Raw genomic sequence first — 21018 nt, 5'->3', positions numbered from 1 at the left:
GGCGGCCCCTGGGGGCGGGAGGACCGAACCGTTCGGTACCGCGCACCGTGAACGGCGGCCGGCCCCCGCGTGCGGGGGAGGACCGGGCGGCGGCGCCCCGCGCCCGGTCCGGGGCCGCGGCGGTCCTCAGACCACGCCGAAGACGAACCCGCCCGGCGAGCGCGTGTCGTCGCCGAAGAGGTACTCGCGGGACGACAGGACGAACTCCTCGCGGTTGATGAACCCGTCACCGTTGGGGTCGAGGACGGCGAACCGGTCCGCGGCGTCCGCCGCCTCCGCCCCGAGGACCTTCGCGTAGTGGAGGAACTCGGCAGCGCTGACGCGGTCGTCGCCGTCGGTGTCGAGGAGGTCGAAGACGGCCTCGGCCACGCCCTCCGTCATGTTGAACCGGCTCCGGTCCTCGGCGGCGGCGTGCATGGCCCGGACGAACCGCTCCCGGTCCAGGCGCGCGGCGTCGGCGCCCGAGTGGCGCAGCAGCTCCAACCAGAGCATCTGGTAGGACGCGTGGACGGCCTGGGCCTTGCGCTCCTGCCGGTCCAGGCCGTAGCCCTCGATGTAGCGTTCGACCAGGCGCTCGTAGTCCGCCCAGGTCACGGAGCTGTCGTGGTCGGAGTCGAGGGCGTCGAAGAGGTGGCTGAACCTCACGGCGGTCGCCTCGGCGGGGGTGGTGCTCACGTGCGTCCTCTCGTCGTGGGGCGGGCGCTTCCCGCCCCGTGCTCCTCTGAGTCTCCCGCGCCCGGAAAGGTTCCGCCGCCGGTCCGCGCCCCTCCGCCGCCGGGGGCGCCGGTGCGCCGCGCGCCCGGGGCCCGGCGCGCCCGCCCCTTGCCTTCCGGGCCCCGGGGCCCGGTGCGGGTACGTCCGTGAACGTCCCCCGGCGTTGCCGGGGCGTTCACCGGCGTGCGGGACAATGTCCCGCGTGTCGAGCCCAGGAATCCCCCAGGACAGCAGTGCACCGGTGCGCGCGGGCGTGCCCGAGCACGGGCGGGTCCCCAAGTACTACGCGGTGCGGATACTGCTGACGGAGCTGGTGTCCGAGCTGGCCGAGGGGCAGGCGCTGCCCACCGAGCGGGAGCTGGCCGAGCGCTTCGGCGCGGCCCGGGAGACGGTCCGGCAGGCCCTGCGCGACCTGCTGCTGGAGGGCAGGCTGCGCCGTCTCGGGCGCGGCACCGTGGCCGCGGGCCCCAAGCTGGAGCAGCCGCTGTCCCTGGCCAGCTACACCGAGGGCGTGCGCCGCCAGGGCCGGAGGCCGGGGCGGTCCCTGATCGACCTGCGCAGCTGGCCGTGCCCGCCCCGGCTCGCGGAGGAGCTCCGCCTGGCGGTCGGCGAACCGGTCTGGCACATGGAGCGGGTGCTGCTGGCCGACGACGAGCGGGTGGGCCTGGAGTCCACCTACATCGCGGTGTCCCGCGCCCCCCGCCTGGACGTCGAGTTCGATCCGGACTCGACGTTCTACGGCTACCTGCGGGAGAGGCTGGGCATCGCGTTCGCCGACGCGGACGAGCGGTTGGAGACGGTGCTGGCGGCACCGCGTGAGGCGCTCCTGGTGGGAACCCCCCCGGCGCTGCCGATGCTGCTCATCCACCGGGTGTCGCGCGACGGGGAGGGGCGGCCCTTCGAGCGTGTGCGCTCGCTGTACCGGGGCGACCGCTTCAGCTTCACCACCCGCCTGTCCGGGGACGGCCGGGACTCCTGAGCCGTGCTCTGCGGGGCGGCCGGTCCGCTGCGCCGACCTCGCCGGGACCGCGCGCCCCGGCCCGCACCGCCCGCACCGACCCGCTCGTCCGGCGTCGACAGGGTCCTTTTTTGTCACGGTAAGATAACGGGTCTAGTCCATAGTTCGACCGCGGTTCACCGGGAGGTCCCCACCGCGCTCGGTGCGCTCCATCCGCGCCCCCGAACCTCGAACCATGAGAGTGATCATCGTCGGTGCCGGAGTACTCGGCACCATGCACGCCTGGCAGGCCGTCTCCCGGGGACACGAGGTCGTCCACCTCGAACGCGAGGAGGCCGCCCGGGGAGCCTCCGTCCGCAACTTCGGCCTGGTCTGGGTCGGCGGACGCGCTCCCGGCGCCGAACTGGAGTCCGCGCGCCGCGCACGCGTCCTGTGGGAGGAGATCGCCGAACGGGTTCCCGGCCTGGGGTTCCGCCCCTCCGGCTCCCTCACGGTCGCCACCACGGAGCAGGAGCTGGCCGTCGCCGAGGCCGCGGCCGGGGCCCCCGACGCGGAGGAGCGCGGCTACCGGCTCCTCGACGCCGCCCGGGTCCGGGAGGTCAACCCCGCCCTGCGCGGCGACGTCCTCGGCGCCCTCTGGTGCCGCAGCGACGCCCAGGTGGAGCCCCGCACCGCCCAGGCCGCCCTCCAGGGGGAACTCGCCCGCAGCGGCCGCTACACGCTCGTCACCGGGTGCGAGGTCCGCGACCTCGCGGGCCCCGGCGCCGTCCGCGACGACCGCGGCCGGATCCACCGCGGCGACGCCGTGGTCCTGTGCACCGGCGCCTGGCTCGGCGGACTCGTCCGCGAACTCGCCCCCGACCTGCCGGTCCGCCGCGTCCGCCTCCAGATGGCCCAGACCGCGCCACTGGGCGAGACCCTCACCACCTCCGTCGCCGACGGCGACAGCTTCCGCTACTACCCGGCCTACCGGGGGCCCGCCCTGGACGCGCTCAACGCCGGCCAGCCCCAGGCGGCCGTCGCCGACCGCCACCGCATGCAGCTCCTGATGGTCCAGCGCGCCGACGGCTCCCTGACCGTGGGCGACACCCACGAGTACGACGCCCCGTTCTCCTTCGACACGGAGGAGGACCCCTACGAACACCTCGCGGAGGTCGCCGGCCGCCTCCTCGGCCGCCCGCTGCCCCCGTTCCGCCGCCGCTGGGCGGGCGTCTACGCCCAGTGCACCGACCCCTCCCGGGTCGTGCACCGCGCCTCCGTCGGGCCCGACGCCTGGCTGGTCACCGGGCCCGGCGGGCGCGGCATGACCTGCTCGCCCGCCATCGCCGAGACGACCGCCGACGAACTGGACTGGTGACCGTGAACCGTACAGCCGCAACCCGCACGCCCGTGGAACTCGTCGTCCTCGACATGGCGGGGACCACCGTCGCCGACGACGGGCTCGTGGAGCGGGCCTTCGCCGTCGCGCTGCCCGAGCACACCGCCGAGGCCGCCGAGCACGTGCGCGCCACCATGGGCGAATCCAAGATCTCGGTCTTCCGCCACCTCACGGGCGGTGACGAGGAGCGCGCCCAGGAGGCCAACCGGGCCTTCGAGCGCGCCTACGCCCGGCTCGTCGACCAGGGCCTCTGCGCGCCCCTGCCCGGGGCCGAGGACACCCTGCGCCGCCTCCGCGCCGAAGGCCGCACCACCGCACTGACCACGGGCTTCGCCCGTGACACCCAGGACAGGATCCTCCGGGCCCTGGGATGGGAGGACATCGCCGACCTCACCCTCTGCCCCGCCGACGCGGGCGGGCGGGGACGGCCCCACCCCGACATGGTGCTCACCGCCGCCCTGCGCGCGGGCGTCGGCTCGGTGGCCGCCGTCGCCGTCGTCGGCGACACCGCCTCCGACATCCGCAGCGGGCTGCGGGCCGGGGCCTCGGTCGTCGCCGGCGTCCGCACGGGAGCCCACGACGCGGACACGCTCCTCGACGCCGGGGCCACCCACGTCCTGGACGGCGTCGCCGACCTGCCCGCGCTCCTCGCGGACCGGGAGGGCTGAGCCGTGGGCATCCGCTTCGACCACGTCAGCGTCGCCTACGGGGACACCGTGGTCCTCGACGACCTGGACCTGACCGTCGACCCCGGCGGGTTCACCGCCCTGCTCGGCCCCTCCGGCTCGGGCAAGACCACGGCCCTGCGAGCCGTGGCCGGGTTCGTCCGGCCCGCCTCCGGGCGCGTCCTGATCGGGGGGCGCGACATCACCGACCTGCCGCCGTACGCCCGCGGGGTCGGCATGGTGGTGCAGAGCTACGCGCTCTTCCCGCACATGCGCGTCGACCAGAACGTCGCCTTCGGCCTGCGCGCCCAGGGCGTGCCCCGCCGGGAGGTCGCCGGGCGCGTCGAGGAGGCCCTCGGCATGACCGGGATGGCCGACTACGCACGCCGCCACCCCCGCGAGCTGTCCGGCGGGCAGCAGCAGCGCGTGGCCATCTCCCGGGCCCTGGCCATCCGCCCCCGCGTGCTGCTCCTGGACGAGCCCCTGTCCGCCCTGGACGCGCAGCTGCGCTCGGACATGCTCGCCGAACTCGCCCGGCTGCACCGCGAACTGCCCGACGTCACGGTCCTCTACGTCACCCACGACCAGAGCGAGGCGCTGACCCTCGCCGACCGGGTCGCCGTGCTGGACCGCGCACGCCTGCGCGAGCACGGAACGCCCCGCGAACTGTACGGGCGTCCCCGGGCCGCCTTCACCGCCCGGTTCGTCGGCGGGGCCAACCTGCTGCCCGCCCGCCTGACCGGGGGCCGCGTGCACTGCCTCGGCGCCGTCCTCGACGCCGATCCCGCCGACCTGCCCCCGGGCGCCTCGGACGGCGACGACCTCCGGGTGTGCCTGCGTCCGCACCGGGTCGCCCTGGGAGAGGCCGAGCACACCCTGGAGGGGGTGGTCTCCGACGTCCAGTGGCGCGGCTCCACCCACAGGGTCACCGCGCTCGTGGGCGGCCACCCGGTCACGGCGGAGCTGAGGGAGACCCCCGCCCCGCCCGAGCCCGGGAGCACGGTCACCCTCGGCTTCACCCGGCGGGACGCGGTCCTGCTCACCCCGGAGGAGGCGTCGTGACCGCGTACCCGGCCCCGACGGCGGACGCGCCACCCGCGGCACACGCCCCGGAGCCCCCGGCGGACCCCGTACCGGGGCGCGCCCCGCGACGGCTCCCCGTGTGGGTGTGGGCGGTGCCCCCGGTGGCACTGCTCGCGGCGGTCTTCCTCTACCCGCTCGCCCTGGTCGCGGCGGAGTCCGTCGCCGCTCCCGGCGGCGGGCTCACGCTCGCCCACCACGCCGACGTCCTGGGCTCCGAGTCGTTCCGGTCGGCGCTGGGCACCACCGTGTTCGTGGCGGTCACCTCCACGGCGGGCTGCCTGGTGCTCGGGTTCCTGCTCGCCCTCGTCGTGGCGTTCGTGCCCTTCCCCGGCAGCGGCGCCACCGCCCGGTTCATCGACACCTACCTCTCCTTCCCGTCCTTCCTCATCACCCTGGCGCTCCTGTTCGTCTACGGCACCGTGGGCATGGCCAACGGGATGTGGACCGACCTGACCGGCGCGGAGAGCGGGCCCTTCCGGTTCCTCGCCACGCCCTGGGGCGTGATCCTCGCCGAGATCACCTACTTCACGCCCTTCGTCATGCGGCCCCTGCTCGCCGCGTTCGGCCAGCTGGACACCGCGCAGCTGGAGGTCGCCTCGTCCCTGGGCGCCAGGCCCCTGCGGGTGGTGCGCGAGGTGATCCTGCCCGAGGCCCGGCCCGCCCTGGTCGCCGGCGGGGCGCTCGTCCTGGTGCTGTGCCTCAACGAGTTCGCGATCGTCCTGTTCACGGGGGCGAAGGACGTCGTCACCCTGCCCATGCTCGTGTACCAGGCGGCGATCCTCCGGTCCGACTACACGACGGCCTGCGTCGTCGCCACGGTCAACGCGGCCCTGTCGGTCTCCCTCTACCTCGTCTACCGGGCGGCCACCGCCCGCCTGAGCTCCGACGGAGGCCGCCGTGCTCGTGCATGACCGCTTCGCCCGCTGGACGGTGTGGGGGCTCTTCGCCGCCCTGGTGCTGCCGCTGTTCCTGCTGCCGCTGGGCGTGATCGCCGCCGCGGCCTTCTCCACCAGCTGGAGCGGCGTCCTGCCCTCCGGCCCCACCCTCGACAACTTCGCGGGCGTCACCCGCGGCGGGACCCTGGAGGCGCTGCGGGTCAGCGCCGTCACCGCCGCCGTGGCCAGCCTCCTGGCCCTCACCGCCGGGACCTGGGCGGCCCTGGTCGCGACCTCCCTGCGACGGCGGGGCCGCGCCGTCCTGGACGCGCTCTTCATGCTGCCCGTGGCGGTCCCGACGGTCGTGGTGGGCCTGGCGCTCCTGGTGGCGTTCAGCCGTCCGCCGATCCTGCTCAACGGCACCCAGGCCATCGTGGTCATCGCGCACACGGTGCTGGTCACCGCCTTCGCCTACCAGTCGGTCTCCGCGGCGCTCGACCGCCTCGACCCGGTGTACTCCCAGGTCGCGGCCTCCCTCGGCGCCAAGCCCGCACGGGTCCTGCTCCAGGTCCGACTGCCGCTGCTGCTGCCCGCGCTCGGCGCCGCCGCGGGCCTGTGCTTCGCCCTGTCCATGGGCGAGCTGAGCGCGACCATGATGCTCTACCCGCCGGACTGGATGCCGCTGCCCGTGCGGATCTTCGCCGCCACCGACCGGGGGGCCCTCTTCTCCGGCGCGGCCTCCGCCCTCGTCCTGATGGCCACCACCCTGGTCGTCCTCCTCCTGCTGTCCCGGGTCCGCACCCGGGCGTCGTTCCGCTGACCCGGCGCGGCGCCGACCCCGCCGCCCCGGCCCGTCATCCCCTTCCGTCCCTCCAGCTCCGACCGAACCGAGAGGCACCGCCATGACCACACGCATCCGGACGGCCGCCGCCACCGCGTCCGCCCTCGCCCTCGCCGCCGCACTGGCCGCCTGCGCCCCCACCGAGGCCGCGGCCGACACCGTCACCGTCTACTCCGCCGACGGCCTGCGCGACGAGGAGGGCACGGGGTGGCTCGACCAGCTCTTCGCCGAGTTCGAGGAGGAGACCGGCCTCACCGTCCAGTACGTCGAGGGCGGCTCGGGGGAGATGGTCCAGCGCGCCGACCGCGAGAGCACCAACACCCAGGCCGACGTCATGATCACCCTGCCGCCCTTCATCCAGCAGGCCGACGGCCTCGGCCTCCTCCAGCCGTACGAGCCCGAGGGCGCCGAGAACGTCGACGTGAAGGACCCCGACGGCAAGTGGACCGCCGTCGTCAACAACTACTTCGCGTTCGTGTACAACACGAAGGAGCTGTCCGAGCCGCCGACCACCTGGGAGGACCTCCTCGCACCCGAGTTCGAGGGCCGCCTCCAGTACTCCACGCCCGGCGTCGCGGGGGACGGCACCGCGGTCGTGATCCAGGCGATGCACGACTTCGGGGGGCTGGAGCCCGCCATGGACTACCTCGGCGAGCTCCAGGCCAACAACGTCGGCCCCTCCTCCTCGACCGGGGCGCTCGGCCCGAAGGTCGACAAGGGGGAGCTCCTCGTCGCCAACGGCGACGTCCAGATGAACTACGCGCAGTCCCGCACCATGCCCAACCTCGGGATCTGGTTCCCGTCGAGGGAGGGCGGCGAACCCACCACCTTCGCCCTGCCCTACACCGCGGGGCTCATGGAGGGCGCCCCCAACGCCGACAACGGCCGCGCCCTCATCGACTTCCTGCTGACCGAGGACGCCCAGCAGAGGGTGGCCCCCGTCGCGGGCGGCTTCCCGGCCCGCACCGACGTCGCCTCCGAGGGCGAGGACGCCGAGGCGCTGGAGGAGCTGATGGAGGGCGTGGAGGTCTTCGAGCCCGACTGGGACGACATCGACGCCCGCCTCCCCGAGTACCTCGACGCCTGGCGCGAGGCCACGGGCAGCTGAACCGGGGCGCGGGGACCGCAGGGCCGTCCGGCCCCGCGCGCCGGTTGCGCCTGTCCGCCCGCCGGGGGCGGGCGCGACCGGGGCCGGCCCCCGCCCGGGCGCACCGTGCCGCCGGGGGCGGGCGTGACCGGTTCGTCCAGGTTCTAGGCTCGTTCACGACAAGGACGTCTAGGAAAGGACGGGCAGATGGACGCGCGCGCCCACATCGAGGCCCACAGGGACGAGTTCCTCGCCTCGCTCGGGGAGTGGCTGGCGATCCCCTCGATCTCGGCGGACCCGGCGCACCACGACGACGTGCGGCGGTCCGCGCGGTGGCTCGCCGACCACCTCGCCGCGACCGGCTTCCCCACCGTCGAGGTGTGGGAGACCCCCGGCCTGCCCGCCGTGTTCGCGGAGTGGCCCGCGGCCGACCCCGGCGCCCCCACCGTGCTCGTCTACGGGCACCACGACGTCCAGCCCGTCGATCCGGTGGAGGAGTGGGACACCGACCCGTTCACCCCGACCCTGCGCGGCACCTCCCTGTTCGCGCGCGGAGCCTCCGACGACAAGGGCCAGGTGCTCTTCCACGCCCTCGGCGTGAGCGCCGCCCTGGCGGCCAGCGGGGCCGACGCGCCGCCGGTCACCGTCAAGCTGCTGGTGGAGGGCGAGGAGGAGTCCGGCTCGGTCCACTTCGCCGACCTGATGAAAGCCAACCGCGACCGCCTCTCCTGCGACGTCGCCGTCATCTCCGACACCACCATGTGGGCCGCCGACACCCCGTCCATGTGCGTGGGCATGCGCGGCGTCACCGACGTCGGGATCAACCTGTACGGCCCGGCCCGCGACCTGCACAGCGGCTCCTTCGGAGGGGCGGTCCCCAACCCCCTCAAGGCCATGAGCGACCTGCTGTCCGGCCTCCACGACGACGACGGCCGCGTCGCGGTCCCCGGGTTCTACGACGGGGTCGTCGAGGCGGATCCGGAGGAGCGGGCCCTCATCGCCAGGCTGCCCTTCGACGAGGGGGAGTGGCTGGAGACCGCCGCGTCCACCGCCACCTGGGGGGAGAAGGGCTACAGCACCCTGGAGCGGATCTGGCTGCGGCCGACCGCCGAGATCAACGGCATGTGGGGAGGGCACACCGGCGCGGGCGGCAAGACCATCGTGCCGCGCTCGGCGCACGCCAAGGTCAGCTTCCGGCTCGTGCCGGGCCAGGAGCCGCTGCACGTCCAGGACCGCGTGCGCGCGTACGTGGAGGCCAACACCCCCGCCGGGCTGCGGGCCGAACTGGAGTTCGGCGGCCCCGGCGTCCGCGCCTGCGCCTCGGACCTGTCCTCCGCCGCGCTCAAGGCGGCGCGCTCGGCCATGGAGCGGGCCTTCGGCACGCAGGTGCTGTTCACCCGCGAGGGCGGCAGCGGCCCCGAGGCCGACATCGCCGACATCCTCGACGCGCCCCTGGTGTTCGTCGCCGTCGGCCTGGACGAGGACCGCATCCACGCCCCGAACGAGAAGGTGGAGATCCCCCTCCTCCTCAAGGGCGCGGAGAGCATCGCCCACCTGTGGGAGGAACTGGGCTCCGCGAACCGGGCCTGAGGTCACCTCCGCGCCCCGGAACACACGCGGCCACCGCGTGTGTTCCGGGAACGGGCATGCACGGAGCCCCCCGGGGTGTTACCCCTGTATACGGGGGTCGTGCGGACGGCCCTCCCCGACCCCTGGAAGGACCCATGGACGCCGACGCGATCCCCTCACTGTCCCGCTCCACCGTCGACGCCGCCGGACACAGGCGCGTGGACGAGGAGTGGCTGGCCAAGGCGTGGGCGGACCCGGACTCCCAGGTCCTGGTGCTGGAGGGCGGAGACCCGGGCAGCCACGGCTGGCAGGCGCTCATGGCCAGGCAGTCCCGCGCGCTGGTCACCACCGGGGACACCCGCGAACTCGTGCTCACCGGCACCCGCGACGCGCCCGAGGGCGAGCGCTACCTGCTCGGCGCCGAGGGCGACCGCGCCTACTTCGCCGTGTGCTCCCCGCGGGAGCTGCTCGCCACCCCCGTCGCGGAGCCGGCGTCCCTGCGCGAGGTCGGCGCGGTCCTCGACGACCGCGACACGGGCCTCCTGACCCGCGCCGTCGCCCTCGCCAACTGGAACGCCACCCACCGCTTCTGCCCCCGCTGCGGGGCACGCACCACCCCGGCCGCGTCCGGCCACGTGCGCGTGTGCGAGGAGGAGGGCACCGAGCAGTACCCCCGGATGGACCCCGCGGTGATCATGCTCGTGCACCGGGACCGGGACGGCGACGAGGAGGTGCTGCTCGGCAACAACCCCCACTGGGACGCCCGGCGCTTCTCCGTGCTGGCCGGGTTCGTGGACGCGGGGGAGTCGCTGGAGCAGGCCGTCGTCCGGGAGGTGGCCGAGGAGGCGGGCGTGGTGGTCGAACGGCCGCGCTACCTCTCCTCGCAGCCGTGGCCCTTCCCCCGGAGCCTGATGATGGGCTACACCGCGCGGGCCGTCGGGGAGACCGAGCGCACCGACGACGAGATCGCCGTCACCCGCTGGTTCACCCGCTCCGAGCTGGCCGAGGCGGTGCGCACCGGTGAGGTCCTGCTGCCCGGCAGGGTGTCGATCGCCCGCACCCTCATCGAGCACTGGTACGGGGCGGAGCTGCCCGGGGGCTGGTGACCGGCGCGCCCGGCCGTGCGCAGGCGGGCGCAGGGGCCTTGCCTGAGTACAGCTCCACGGCCTCGGCGGGGCGGCCGTCCACAGGCGGGCGGAGGGGCCTGCGCCTCCCGTGGGCGGCGCCTACCCTGGAGGGGAGGCCGGGACCCCGGGGCCGGGCCGGCCGGTCACGCGACGCGGCCGTCGGGGCGGGGCGGTCGCGCACGCACCCCGCGCGCCTTCGCGCGCGGGGGCGCCGCGCACCGCCGCCGCCTCCGGCCGCCGGACACCCCCGACCCCTCAGCCGGAGCCGGGGGAGGTGTTCAACTCGTCGGGGAGCGAGGTGAGAGGGCTCGTGCTGCTCTCCACCACGTCCCGTGCCAGGTCGGCCACCTTCCGTCCCCGCGAGCGGGCGGACGAGCGCAGCCGCTCGAACGCCTCCCGCGGCGCCATCGTGTGCCGCTCCGCCAGGACCCCGATCGCCTGCTCCACGACCACGCGCGAGTGCAGCGCGTGCTCCAGCTGCGCGATGGTGTGCCGCAGCCGCTCGACCTCGGAGGCCCCCTCGGGGGCCCGGCCGGGCGCCTGCGACCGCGGGCGGCCGGTCCCCGACTCACCGGTCAGCAGGTCCGCGAGGACCATCGCGCTCACCAGGTCGGGCACCTCCTGTCCGCTGCCCACGCGCCACCCGTTCGGGGTGCGGCGCACCACGCCGGTGTCCACCGTGTCGGCGACCGCTATGTCATGAGACCTCATGTCGTCCCCCAACTCAACACTCCCCGTCGTCCTCGTCCGAGCCCTGGTAGCGCCCGAGCGCCGTCGGAGGAGTCCCGTCGTCGGTCACGATCGGGGCCCATGACACGGAACGCGGTCACACCCCGGGGTGCGACCGCGGCACGCGTACCGTCCTACGACAGCTCGGCCAGCTTCTTCTTCACCTGAGCGAGCGACGGGTTCGTCATCGCCGACCCGTCGCTGAAGACCAGCGTCGGCACCGTCTGGTTGCCGCCGTTGACCTTCATGACGAGGTCGGCGGCCTCCGGGTGCTCCTCGATGTTCACCTCACCGCCGGTGATCCCCTCGCGGGAGAGCTGGCTCTTGAGCCGCTTGCAGTACCCGCACCAGGGGGTGGTGTACATCGTGAACTGTTCGGTCGCCGTACTCGTCATCTCGCTCACGTCCTTCTGTCTACGATCGCTGGTATTTCGTCCGGTCCAACATCTCAACACCGAGTGGTCCGGCCCGCTTCCCGCGACCGTGCGACACAACGTGGGACGCCTCACAGGCCCAACTGGTTCTGGAATGTGTCATTCCGCTCGATCGGGGCAGAGTGCCGATCCGCTCGCCGCCACAACCGATACTTGAGAGACTGTGCCCCCGGACATCATCCCCGTCCCCGCACCCGAACAGCCGCCCCGACCACAGCAGGAGCACCATGGACCCCGACCGCGTCCTGGAGGGACTGGACCCGGAGCAGACCGAGGCGGCGCGTGCGCTGCGCGGCCCCGTGTGCATCCTGGCCGGCGCCGGAACAGGGAAGACCAGGGCCATCACCCACCGGATCGCCCACGCGGTCTCCAGCGGGGTGGTCTCCGAGCAGCAGGTGCTCGCGGTCACCTTCACCGCACGCGCCGCCGGTGAGATGCGCGGGCGGCTGCGCGGGCTCGGAGCCCCCCGCGTGCAGGCCCGCACCTTCCACGCCGCCGCACTGAGGCAGCTGTCGTTCTTCTGGCCGCAGGTCATCGGCGGCGAGAAGCCCACCCTGATCGAGAGCAAGCTCCAGGCGGTCGCCCGCGCCGCCAACTCCGTGGGCGTGCAGCCCGACCGCACCGGGCTGCGCGACCTGGCCAGCGAGATCGAGTGGGCCAAGGTCACCCAGGTGCGGCCCACCGACTACGAGAAGACGGTCGCCAAGACGAGCCGCCAGGCCCCCATGCCCCCCGGCGAGATCGCCCGGGTCTTCGAGGCCTACGAGGCGCTGTGCCGCGAGCGCAACCTGCTCGACTTCGAGTCCATGCTCGAGCTCACCGCCGGGATGATCAACGAGTACCCGGCCATCGCCCAGCGCGTGCGGGACCAGTACCGCTACTTCGTCGTCGACGAGTTCCAGGACGTCAACCCGCTCCAGAAGCTCCTCCTCGACGCCTGGCTGGGCGACCGCGACGACCTGTGCGTGGTCGGCGACCCGAGCCAGACCATCTACTCGTTCGCGGGCGCCACCCCGGGCTACCTCACCGGGTTCGCCGCGCGCTACCCCCACGCCACCGTGGTCCGGCTGGTCCGCGACTACCGCTCCACGCCCCAGGTGGTGCGGGTCGCCAACCACGTCATCGCCCAGGCCCGCGGCACCACCTCGGCCGGCCACCTGACCCTGCAGGCGCAGCGGCCCGACGGGCCCGACCCCATGTACCAGGAGTACGAGGACGAGCCCGCCGAGGCCACCGGGGTCGCCCGCAAGATCAGCGTCCTCCTGGAGAACGGGACGCCCGCCGGCGAGATCGCGATCCTGGTGCGCACCAACTCGCAGTCGGCCGCCTACGAGCAGGCGCTGGCCGACGAGGGCGTGCCGTTCACGGTGCGCGGCACCAAGCGGTTCTTCGAGCGGCCCGAGATCAAGCAGGCCGTGCACACCCTGCGCGGCGCCCGGCACGAGGCCGCGGGGGAGGCCCCCGAGCCCCTGGTGCACACGGTCCGGCAGCTGCTCGGACAACTCGGGCTGACCGACCAGGCCCCCGAGGGCCGCCAGGCCCGCGAGCGCTGGGAGTCGCTCGCGGCGCTCGCCCAGCTCGCGGAGGACATGGCCGCCAAGCCCGCCCCCGACGGCCGCGCGGTCACCATGGCCGACCTCGTGGACGAGCTGGAGGTGCGCATGGCCACCGAGCACGCGCCCGGCTTCGAGGGCGTCACCCTCGCCTCCCTGCACTCGGCCAAGGGCCTGGAGTGGGACGCCGTCTTCCTGGTCGGCCTCACCGAGGGCATGATGCCGATCATCTACGCGGAGACCGACGAGCAGGTGGAGGAGGAGCGCCGCCTGTTCTACGTGGGGGTCACCCGCGCCCGCGAGCACCTGGCGATGTCCTGGTCGCTGGCGCGCTCGCCCGGCGGGCGCAAGAGCCGCAAGCCCTCCCGGTTCCTGAACGGGCTCCGGCCCGCCTCGCCGTCCACGTCCGCCAGGCGCGCCGAACGCCGCAAGGGCGGCGTGGCCCGCTGCCGCGTGTGCGGGAACGCCCTGGGGGAGACCGCCGAGCGCAAGCTGGGGCGCTGCCTCGACTGCCCGTCCAGCTACGACGAGGCCCTGCTGGAGCGGTTGCGCGACTGGCGCCGCGCCAACGCGCAGGAGCAGAAGGTCCCCGCCTACGTCGTCTTCACCGACGCCACCCTCCAGGCCATCGCCGAGCAGGAGCCCACGAGCGTCTCCCAGCTCTCCGCCGTGTCCGGGGTGGGCGCCGTCAAGCTCGATCGCTACGGTGAGGCGGTACTCGCGCTGGTCTCGGGCGCGGAGCCGGCGGACGTCATGGGCGACCCGGCCGGTGACAACGGGGAGGAAGCAGCGGATGACTGAGAGCGCCGACGAGCAGACGCGGGGCCAGTCCCTGGAGGGTCTGCTGGCCGTCCTCGACCTGGAGCAGATCGAGGTGAACATCTTCCGGGGGAGCAGCCCCGCGGAGGGACCGCAGCGCGTCTTCGGCGGACTGGTCGCGGGCCAGGCGCTGGTCGCGGCGGGACGCACCGTTCCCACGGAGCGCCACGTGCACTCCCTCCACGCGTACTTCATACGCCCCGGGGACCCCGAGGTGCCGATCGTCTACGAGGTGGACCGGGTCCGCGACGGCCGCTCGTTCACCACGCGCAGGGTGGTGGCCGTCCAGCACGGAAAGCCGATATTCACCCTGTCGGCCTCCTTCCACAAGGAGGAGCCCGGGCTCGACCACCAGATCCCGATGCCCGACGTGCCGCCGCCGGAGGACCTCCCGAGCGCGCGCGAGCGCCTGCAGGCCGCCTTCGGCAAGGTGCCGGGGTTCGTGCGCTGGCACCCCATCGAACTGCGCCCGGTGGGTCCGCTGTCCTTCGAGGCCGAACGCGACCCGCGGCTGCGGACCGCCACCAACCCGGTGTGGCTCAAGGTGGACGGCAAGCTGCCCGACGACCGCCTCACCCAGGTGTGCCTGATGACCTACGCCTCGGACATGACCCTGCTGGACACGGTCCTGCTCAGGCACGGCCGCTCGTTCGCGGGCATCTCCATGGCCAGCCTCGACCACGCGATGTGGTTCCACCGGCCCTTCCGCGCCGACGAGTGGCTGCTCTACGCGCAGGAGGCCCCGAGCGCGCAGGGCGCCCGGGGCCTCGCCCGGGGGCTCGTGTACACGCGCGACGGCCGGCTCGTCTGCTCCGTCGTCCAGGAGGGGCTGATCCGCGTCGTGGACGCCGAGGGCGGGTCCGACGCGCTTCCGGGTTCCTGACACCGCGGAACCGCCCTGCGCGGGCCCCGCTCCCGACCGGGGGCGGGGCCCGCGCCGTCTCCCGGACCCCTCGGGGAACGGCCCCGCGGGGCCGTCCGGTAACGCTCCCGGGCCCCGCGCAATTCCCCGCCCCCCGTGGCCGGATGCGGACGTTTTCCCTGGTCAAAAATAGGTTGCCGTCTTCGCTGGGCACCCCATAGTCTGTACTCCGTCGCAATGACCGCGCCAGGCGCAGGTGGAAGACCCTGCCGCCCGACTCAGAAGGAGGTGCCCCATCAAATGACGAACTCCACGCAGACCACCGGATTCATCGCTGGCTTCGCCGTGTCGTCCCGTCAGCAGTCCCTGACGACTGTCCTGGGCACCGCCGAGAGCGGTCACGCGGGCGTCCTCGCCGGATTCGGCGAGTTCATCACCACCGGTGCCGGTCACGGCGCCAAGGACCACCGCGACGGGTGGGGGACCTTCACGTCCCGCGACCTGTCGATGGTGTCCCCGGTCGTCCCGACCGGTGTCGGCAACGGCAGTGGTGTGCCCGCCAACCCTGAGCTCGCCCTTGATCGAGGCAAGCGCATGACGGAACACGCTGAAGCTACCCGGCGCCTCTATGGCGCATCGGGGGAGTGTCCACGGAGGATTCCGGCCTAGAGCTACACGGGCCGAGAGTTTCGACCGTGGCCGCGGACCCCGACACAGGGGCCGCGGCTTTCTTTGTATCTCCGTCCGATCCCCGTCCCCCAGGGACGAGGGAAGAGGACGGCGGCATCGCAAGTCCAGGTCCCTCACCGGACCGGTTCCGGTGACCATCACCGACCGCGTTGTACGAAACGATCAAAGATCTTGGAGGGCACCGATGCTTGCGTCGGTCCTGGAGACGCCCTGGATGGGCGACACCGAAGTTCCCTGCCGCCTCGAGCCCGACCTGTTCTTCGCCGAGGCGCCCGCCGACGTCGAGGCCGCGAAGGCCGTCTGCGGCGCCTGTCCCGTGAGGGAGCAGTGCCTGACGGACGCCCTGGAGCGGCGTGAGCCGTGGGGTGTGTGGGGCGGGCAGCTGCTCGTCTCCGGTCAGGTCGTGGCGCGCAAGCGCCCGAGGGGCCGCCCCCGGAAGAACCCCGCCCCGGTCGCGGCCTGAGGCCTCGCCCGAACTCCACCCGCAACCCCGAGAACTCCCGAAGGACGAAGACAGATGATGTTGATGGAACTCCTGCGCCTTGCCGAACAGAGCGACGTCGAGACCCGTGAGATGCAGAGCAGAAGGCTCACGGCCCGCGTGATGCGCGCCCGCCAGCGGGAGGAGCGCCGTGCCGAACAGGCACTCATGGATCTCGCGTGGTCACGCCTGTGTTGACCCGCGGCGGTACGGCGGGATGACGGGGCGCTGAGCGTCCCGTGGTGATCACGGAGCCGGTCGGAGGCCGGGCGGGACCCCCGAGAGGGGCGACCGCCCGGTCTCATTTGTATCTCGATCGGGAAAAGGGAGGGCTTCGCGGGTCCCGACGATGTGCTCTCGGACGAAGCCCGGACCGTGCTGGTCAGGGCAGAACGCGCGACGGGACCGTGATTTCCGGTGGGATCCCGCCTTCCGGGGATCGTGGGAAATCAATGACATAACAGGACAAGTCATATCTGTGCGGAAGCTCTCCTCTCGGCTACCGTAAAGTTCGTGCCCTCGAACACCAAAGTCGAGGTACGACGCAGTCCTCGTCGCCGACGCACGGTGTCGGCCTACAGGGACGGGGACACCACGGTCGTCCTCGTGCCCGCGACGTTCTCCCGCGCAGAGGAAAAGCGCTGGGTGGGTCGCATGCTGCAACGGCTGGAGGCCCGGGAGGGGCGCCGGCACCCCGGCGACACCGAACTCCGCGACCGGGCGCTGGAACTGGCCCGCCGCTACCTCGGCGGCGCCGAACTCCCCGACAGCGTCCGCTGGGTCGACAACCAGAACGCGCGCTGGGGCTCGTGCACCCCTGACACCCGTACGATCCGCATCTCCCGCCGCCTCGCCGGGATGCCGTCCTGGGTGGTCGACTACGTCCTCGTCCACGAGCTGGCGCACCTGTCCATCCCCCACCACGGACGGGACTTCTGGGCCCTGGTACGCCGCTATCCCCGGGCCGAACGCGCGCGCGGGTACCTGGAGGGGTTCAGCGCCGCCTCGCGGACCGAGGCCTGCGACCACGACGAGGACGGGGAAGAGGACGAGGTGGAGGAACTGGGCATCGCCGAGGTCGCCCTGGAGGAGTAGCCCCCGCGGCCCGGCCGGGCCGCGGCCCGGCCCCGGAGCGCCCGGAACCCGCGTCATGCCCGTCGTCCGGTCGACGCCCCCGTCGCACGGCCCCCGCCGCCCGGATCCCGCGGACGCAGGCGTCCGCGGGGCACGGACCCGTCAGGCACGGCCCCGGATGTCCGCCGACTCAGGCGTCCGCGGCCCTCGCGGCGCCGCGGTACGCGGCCACCGCCCCGGCGGCGGCGCGCACCAGGTCGCGCACGGAGTCGTCGGTGGGCTCCGGCAGGCCGCCGACAGGGAACCATCCCAGGTCGGCCGACTCGTCGGGGTCGCACACCAGCACGGAATCGGCCGGGGCGACCGCCGCGTACTGCACGTCCAGGTGGAAGCTGCCCCCGCCGCAGGGCACCCGGTGCCGGTCCAGCCGGACCGGGGAGGGGAGGAGCGTCACGTCCCGCAGGCCCGACTCCTCGACGGCCTCCCGGAGGGCGGCCGCCCCCAGCGTCGTGTCGTCCGGCTCGCAGTGGCCCCCGGTCTGCAACCACATCCGGTGGATCCGGTGCAGGGTGAGGACCACCCGCGAGCCGTCGGCGGAGATGATGGCGGCGCTCGCCGTCACGTGGCCGGGCAGACAGGTGCGCCACATGCCGTCCGGGTGCCCGTCCAGGTGCTCCACGTAGGAGCGGCGCAGCTCCTCCTGCCGGGCGTCGGGCGCGGTCCACGCGCCCAGCACCGCCCTGGCGTCGTCGTGCAGTGACACCTACGAGTCCTTCCCGCGGGTGTCGTCCCCGTCGTCCCCGTCGTCCTCGGAGCCGTCCGCCTCCGGGGCGCCCCCGCGGTCGGGCCCCGCCCCCGGCGCGTCGCCCGTCAGCGAGGAGATGTCGAAGTCGGCGCCGCCGAAGTCCCCGCCGCCGCTGACGAACGCGTCCGGGTCGTCCAGGTCCTCGCCGGTCGGCATCAGGTCGGGGTGCTGCCACACGGCGTCCCGCCCCTCGATCCCGCGCGCCTCCTCCAGTGCGGACCACAGGGCCGACGCCTCGCGCAGGCGGCGCGGGCGCAGTTCGAGGCCGACCAGCGCCGCGAAGGTGTGCTCCGCGGGACCGCCGGTCGCCCGGCGGCGGCGGGTGGCCTCGGAGAGCGCGTCCGACTGGGGCAGGCGCCCGGACACCGCCGACGACACCACGGTCGCCACCCAACCCTCGATGAGGGCCAGGGTGGTCTCCAGGCGGCCCAGGGCCGCCTTCTGCTGAGGGGTGTCCTCGGGCTGGAGCAGGCTCTCGCCGCCCGCGCCGCCCAGGACCTCCTGGAGTGCCTCGGGGTTGGTGAGATCGATCTCACCGAGCCGGTCCTCCAGGCCGCTGACGTCGAAGGACATCCCGTCCGCGTACTCGCTGACGAGCCGGTACACGTGCGAGCGCAGCCACGGCACGTGGGCGTAGAGGCGGTGCACCGCGGCCTCGCGCGCGGCCAGGTACAGGCGCACCTCGTCGGCGGGGACCTGCAGGCCCTCGCTGAAGCGCTCGACCCCGCCCGGCAGGAGCGCGGCGTTGCCCTCCCCGGCCAGCGGCAGCCCGATGTCGGCGGTGCCGACGACCTCGCGGGACAGCTCGCCGACCGCCTGGCCGGCCTGGCGGCCGACCATCATGCTGCCCATCTGCTGGATCATGCCCAGCAGCGGGCCGGCCACGGACTGCATCTCCTCGGGCAGGTTCTGCCCCATGGAGTGCACGGTCCTGCTCGTCAGCGGGTCGCACAGCTGGACCCACGACTCCATCGTCTTCTCGACCCACTCCGACCTGCTCCAGGCCTGGGCGGTCTGGACACCGGAAGGAAGGTCGGTAGCCTGGTCGAGCCACAGGTCAGCGAGGCGCAGGGCCTCCTCGACCTTGGCGTAGTCGGACACCGGCACGCTCGGGTCGCCCTCCTGGGCGACCGTCTGCCGTGCCACGTCCTTGGCCATCTCCCAGTTGACCCCGGACGACGGCGTGCTGCCGCCGCCCCCGGGGCCGGGGCTGGGCTGTGCCGACATCATGTCGGCGAACTGGCGCAGCATGTTGGCCATCTGCTGCGGGTCGCCGAACGGAAATCCGTCCGGCGTTCCGGAGTCCCCTCCGCCCGGGCGGCCGCTGCCGGCACCCGAGCCGGAGTCGCCAGATCGGCGTCCGGACTCGTCATCGGGATCGTTCGGCATGCTGAAACCGAAAGGCAGGTCGCTCACATCAGACCTCAGGCAGGATTAGGTTTGGTCTCCACTGTCACGTTAGCTGGGAGTCGCCCGGAGTGAATACCGAAAGCAGCCAGGTTCGCCCAGAGCACAGCCGTTCCGGAGGAGCGGGCACGGTGGTCGCTGTCACCGGTGCCGCGTCCGGAGTGGGCCGGCTCCTCGTGCAACGCCTGGCCACGCCGGAAGGTTCCACGGCCCCCCGGGAGATCGTCGCGATCGACGATCAGTTCGCCGACCTGCGCGGTGTGACATGGCGTATCGCCGACGTGTGCGACCCGGGACTGGTGTCCCGCCTCGACGGGGTCGACGTGCTCGTGCACACCGCGGACGACCGCTCCCTGGAGACCAGGCCGGCCCAGCGCCGGGCGCACAACATCCGCGCGGCCCAGACGGTCCTCACCGCCGCGGCCGCCTCGGGGGTCCCCCGTGTCATCCTCGTCACCAGCACCATGGTCTACGGCGCCGCCGCCGACAACCCCGTGCCGCTCCCGGAGAACGCCACCCGCGTCTCCGACAACAGCGACGGGCTGATGGGCGACTTCGCGGAGATCGAGGCCCTGGCCGAGCGCGCGCGCCGGGCCCACCCCAGCCTCGCGGTCACCGTGGTGAGGCCCGCCCCGCTCGTCGGCCCCGAGCTCGACACCCTGCTCAGCCGCCACTTCTCCGCCCCCCGCCTGCTCACCGTCAAGGGGCACAGGCAGCACTGGCAGTTCTGCCACGAGGACGACCTCGCCGACGCCCTGGCCTTCTGCGCCCTGCACGGCGTGGAGGGCTCCGACGGCGTCGTCGCCGTGGCGAGCGAGGGCTCCCTCACCCAGGAGGACGTGGAGGCCGCCGCCGGGATGAAGCACTTCGAGGTGCCCGCCAACCTGGCCTTCGGAGCGATACGGCGCCTCCACCAGGCCAGGATCACCCCCGCCGCGGAGGGGGAGCTCAAGTTCCTCGTCTACCCGTGCGTGGTGGACTGCGCCGCGCTGCGCGACGCGGGCTGGAAGCCCGGCCACGACAACGAGGCGGCCCTGAGGGCCCTCCTGGAGTCCAGGAGCGGCAAGCACGCCCTCGTGGGGCGCAGCCTGGGCCGCAAGGAGGTCACCATCACCGCGGCCGGGGCGGCCGGCGCCGCGGCCGCGGCCATAGGCACAGCCGCCGCCATCCGCCACCTGCGCAAACGCAAGGGCGGGTGAGGCGGGCGGTGCACGTACGGGCGCACACGTGCCCGGAACGCGCACTCCCGCCGCGACATGGGGGAACGCCCGATTGGTACGGTCGGACCGTGGAAGAGATCACTCTGGCGTCTGTACGCGACACCCCCCTGTCGGTGGACGAGGTGCTCGCCGCGGTGTCCGACCCGCGCGCGGGCGGCACCGCCGTGTTCATCGGGACCGTCCGCGACCACGACCACGGCCGTGACGTCGCGGCGCTGTCCTACACCGCGCACCCCACGGTGGAGGCCAAGCTGCGCTCCGTCATGGAGAAGGTCCTGGCGGACACGTCCGCGCCCGGCCGTCCGGTCGTGCGGATGGCCGCGACGCACCGCGTGGGCGACCTGGAGATCGGCGACCTCGCCGTGGTCGTGGCCGCCGCCGCCGAGCACCGGCAGGAGGCCTTCGCCGCCTGCCGCAGGCTCATCGACGACCTCAAGGCCCAGGTGCCCATCTGGAAGCAGCAGGCCTTCGGCGACGGCGACGGCGAGTGGGTGGGCGAGCCCCGGCCGTAGGCGGTGTTCCGCGGGCAGCCCCGGGTCGGCGCGGGCGCCGGGCCCGCCGGAGGCGTCCGCGGAACACGCCCCGGCGGCGCCCGGGTCCGGCCCGGACGGACCGGGGCGGGGACGAGCGCACCGGGCCCTCCGGCG

General features: G+C 73.8%; 22 protein-coding genes. 17 read left to right on the top strand and 5 right to left on the bottom strand.

Annotated elements, in window-relative coordinates:
• Positions 1–126: 126 nt before the first annotated feature.
• A complete protein-coding gene (locus ABZ234_RS12660; RefSeq protein WP_267948247.1) occupies positions 127–675 on the bottom strand; it encodes an EF-hand domain-containing protein in 549 nt (182 codons plus the stop codon).
• 232 nt (positions 676–907) lie between these two features.
• On the opposite strand from ABZ234_RS12660, the gene ABZ234_RS12655 reads away from it, so the two are divergent.
• The 9 genes from ABZ234_RS12655 to nudC all read left to right on the top strand — a co-directional run bounded on the left by ABZ234_RS12655 (position 908) and on the right by nudC (position 10276).
• Entirely contained in the window at positions 908–1693 is a 786-nt protein-coding gene (locus ABZ234_RS12655) for a GntR family transcriptional regulator (RefSeq protein WP_267948248.1), read from the top strand.
• A gap of 220 nt (positions 1694–1913) precedes the next feature.
• A complete protein-coding gene (locus ABZ234_RS12650) occupies positions 1914–3029 on the top strand; it encodes a TIGR03364 family FAD-dependent oxidoreductase (protein ID WP_355012076.1) in 1116 nt (371 codons plus the stop codon).
• 2 nt (positions 3030–3031) lie between these two features.
• Complete coding sequence (locus tag ABZ234_RS12645) at positions 3032–3718, top strand: phosphonatase-like hydrolase (protein WP_355012069.1); 687 nt, start codon at positions 3032–3034, stop codon at positions 3716–3718.
• Between the two features lie 3 nt (positions 3719–3721).
• Positions 3722–4777 carry an ABC transporter ATP-binding protein gene (locus ABZ234_RS12640; protein ID WP_355012068.1) on the top strand — a complete coding sequence of 352 codons (1056 nt, stop codon included), beginning with the start codon at positions 3722–3724 and terminating at the stop codon, positions 4775–4777.
• Positions 4774–5709 (top strand): 2-aminoethylphosphonate ABC transporter permease subunit, encoded by a 936-nt coding sequence (locus tag ABZ234_RS12635; RefSeq protein ID WP_355012067.1) that lies wholly within the window; start codon positions 4774–4776, stop codon positions 5707–5709. The genes ABZ234_RS12640 and ABZ234_RS12635 overlap by 4 nt, the downstream gene beginning before the upstream one ends.
• On the top strand, positions 5696–6493 hold the full coding sequence (locus ABZ234_RS12630; RefSeq protein ID WP_344180137.1) for an ABC transporter permease subunit: 798 nt from the start codon (positions 5696–5698) through the stop codon (positions 6491–6493). The genes ABZ234_RS12635 and ABZ234_RS12630 overlap by 14 nt, the downstream gene beginning before the upstream one ends.
• 82 nt (positions 6494–6575) lie before the next feature.
• Positions 6576–7622, top strand: coding sequence for a 2-aminoethylphosphonate ABC transporter substrate-binding protein (locus ABZ234_RS12625; protein ID WP_355012066.1), 1047 nt, complete (start codon positions 6576–6578; stop codon positions 7620–7622).
• 186 nt (positions 7623–7808) lie between these two features.
• Positions 7809–9191, top strand: a complete 1383-nt coding sequence (locus tag ABZ234_RS12620; protein WP_355012065.1) for a dipeptidase — start codon at positions 7809–7811, stop codon at positions 9189–9191.
• Positions 9192–9325: 134 nt separating this feature from the next.
• A complete protein-coding gene (gene nudC, locus ABZ234_RS12615; protein ID WP_267948255.1) occupies positions 9326–10276 on the top strand; it encodes an NAD(+) diphosphatase in 951 nt (316 codons plus the stop codon).
• Positions 10277–10552: 276 nt separating this feature from the next.
• On the opposite strand, the gene ABZ234_RS12610 is transcribed toward nudC, so the two are convergent.
• Together ABZ234_RS12610 and ABZ234_RS12605 are read right to left on the bottom strand one after the other, a co-directional pair.
• The gene (locus ABZ234_RS12610) at positions 10553–11008 is read right to left on the bottom strand and encodes an ANTAR domain-containing protein (protein ID WP_330161767.1); all 456 of its coding nucleotides are present in this window, start codon (positions 11006–11008) and stop codon (positions 10553–10555) included.
• Positions 11009–11160: 152 nt separating this feature from the next.
• Positions 11161–11421: a mycoredoxin gene (locus ABZ234_RS12605; protein ID WP_267950259.1), complete on the bottom strand. Its 261-nt coding sequence runs from the start codon at positions 11419–11421 to the stop codon at positions 11161–11163.
• Between the two features lie 266 nt (positions 11422–11687).
• On the opposite strand from ABZ234_RS12605, the gene ABZ234_RS12600 reads away from it, so the two are divergent.
• The 6 genes from ABZ234_RS12600 to ABZ234_RS12575 all read left to right on the top strand — a co-directional run bounded on the left by ABZ234_RS12600 (position 11688) and on the right by ABZ234_RS12575 (position 16960).
• A complete protein-coding gene (locus ABZ234_RS12600) occupies positions 11688–13814 on the top strand; it encodes an ATP-dependent DNA helicase UvrD2 (RefSeq protein WP_355012064.1) in 2127 nt (708 codons plus the stop codon).
• The gene (gene tesB, locus ABZ234_RS12595) at positions 13807–14715 is read left to right on the top strand and encodes an acyl-CoA thioesterase II (protein ID WP_267948258.1); all 909 of its coding nucleotides are present in this window, start codon (positions 13807–13809) and stop codon (positions 14713–14715) included. Before ABZ234_RS12600 ends, tesB begins: the two co-directional genes overlap by 8 nt.
• A 279-nt stretch (positions 14716–14994) precedes the next feature.
• Complete coding sequence (locus ABZ234_RS12590) at positions 14995–15363, top strand: hypothetical protein (protein ID WP_267948259.1); 369 nt, start codon at positions 14995–14997, stop codon at positions 15361–15363.
• Positions 15364–15568: 205 nt separating this feature from the next.
• A complete protein-coding gene (locus ABZ234_RS12585) occupies positions 15569–15847 on the top strand; it encodes a WhiB family transcriptional regulator (RefSeq protein WP_267948260.1) in 279 nt (92 codons plus the stop codon).
• 54 nt (positions 15848–15901) lie between these two features.
• The gene (locus ABZ234_RS12580) at positions 15902–16063 is read left to right on the top strand and encodes a hypothetical protein (protein WP_330160711.1); all 162 of its coding nucleotides are present in this window, start codon (positions 15902–15904) and stop codon (positions 16061–16063) included.
• 315 nt (positions 16064–16378) lie between these two features.
• Entirely contained in the window at positions 16379–16960 is a 582-nt protein-coding gene (locus ABZ234_RS12575; protein WP_267948261.1) for a M48 family metallopeptidase, read from the top strand.
• A gap of 169 nt (positions 16961–17129) precedes the next feature.
• Here the strand turns inward: ABZ234_RS12575 and ABZ234_RS12570 are convergent, their stop codons facing one another.
• On the bottom strand, positions 17130–17702 hold the full coding sequence (locus ABZ234_RS12570) for an NUDIX hydrolase (RefSeq protein WP_267948262.1): 573 nt from the start codon (positions 17700–17702) through the stop codon (positions 17130–17132).
• Positions 17703–19160, bottom strand: a complete 1458-nt coding sequence (locus tag ABZ234_RS12565; RefSeq protein ID WP_355012063.1) for a zinc-dependent metalloprotease — start codon at positions 19158–19160, stop codon at positions 17703–17705.
• Positions 19161–19282: 122 nt separating this feature from the next.
• On the opposite strand from ABZ234_RS12565, the gene ABZ234_RS12560 reads away from it, so the two are divergent.
• Entirely contained in the window at positions 19283–20350 is a 1068-nt protein-coding gene (locus ABZ234_RS12560) for an NAD-dependent epimerase/dehydratase family protein (RefSeq protein ID WP_355012062.1), read from the top strand.
• A gap of 89 nt (positions 20351–20439) precedes the next feature.
• Positions 20440–20883: a molybdenum cofactor biosynthesis protein MoaE gene (locus ABZ234_RS12555; protein WP_355012061.1), complete on the top strand. Its 444-nt coding sequence runs from the start codon at positions 20440–20442 to the stop codon at positions 20881–20883.
• Positions 20884–21018 lie beyond the last annotated feature (135 nt).

The organism is Nocardiopsis sp. NPDC006198 (genome assembly GCF_040613895.1).
GTDB lineage: Bacteria > Actinomycetota > Actinomycetes > Streptosporangiales > Streptosporangiaceae > Nocardiopsis > Nocardiopsis tropica.
The sequence above is the reverse complement of the archived record's forward strand: the minus strand, read 5'-3'. Positions and strand labels throughout refer to the sequence as shown.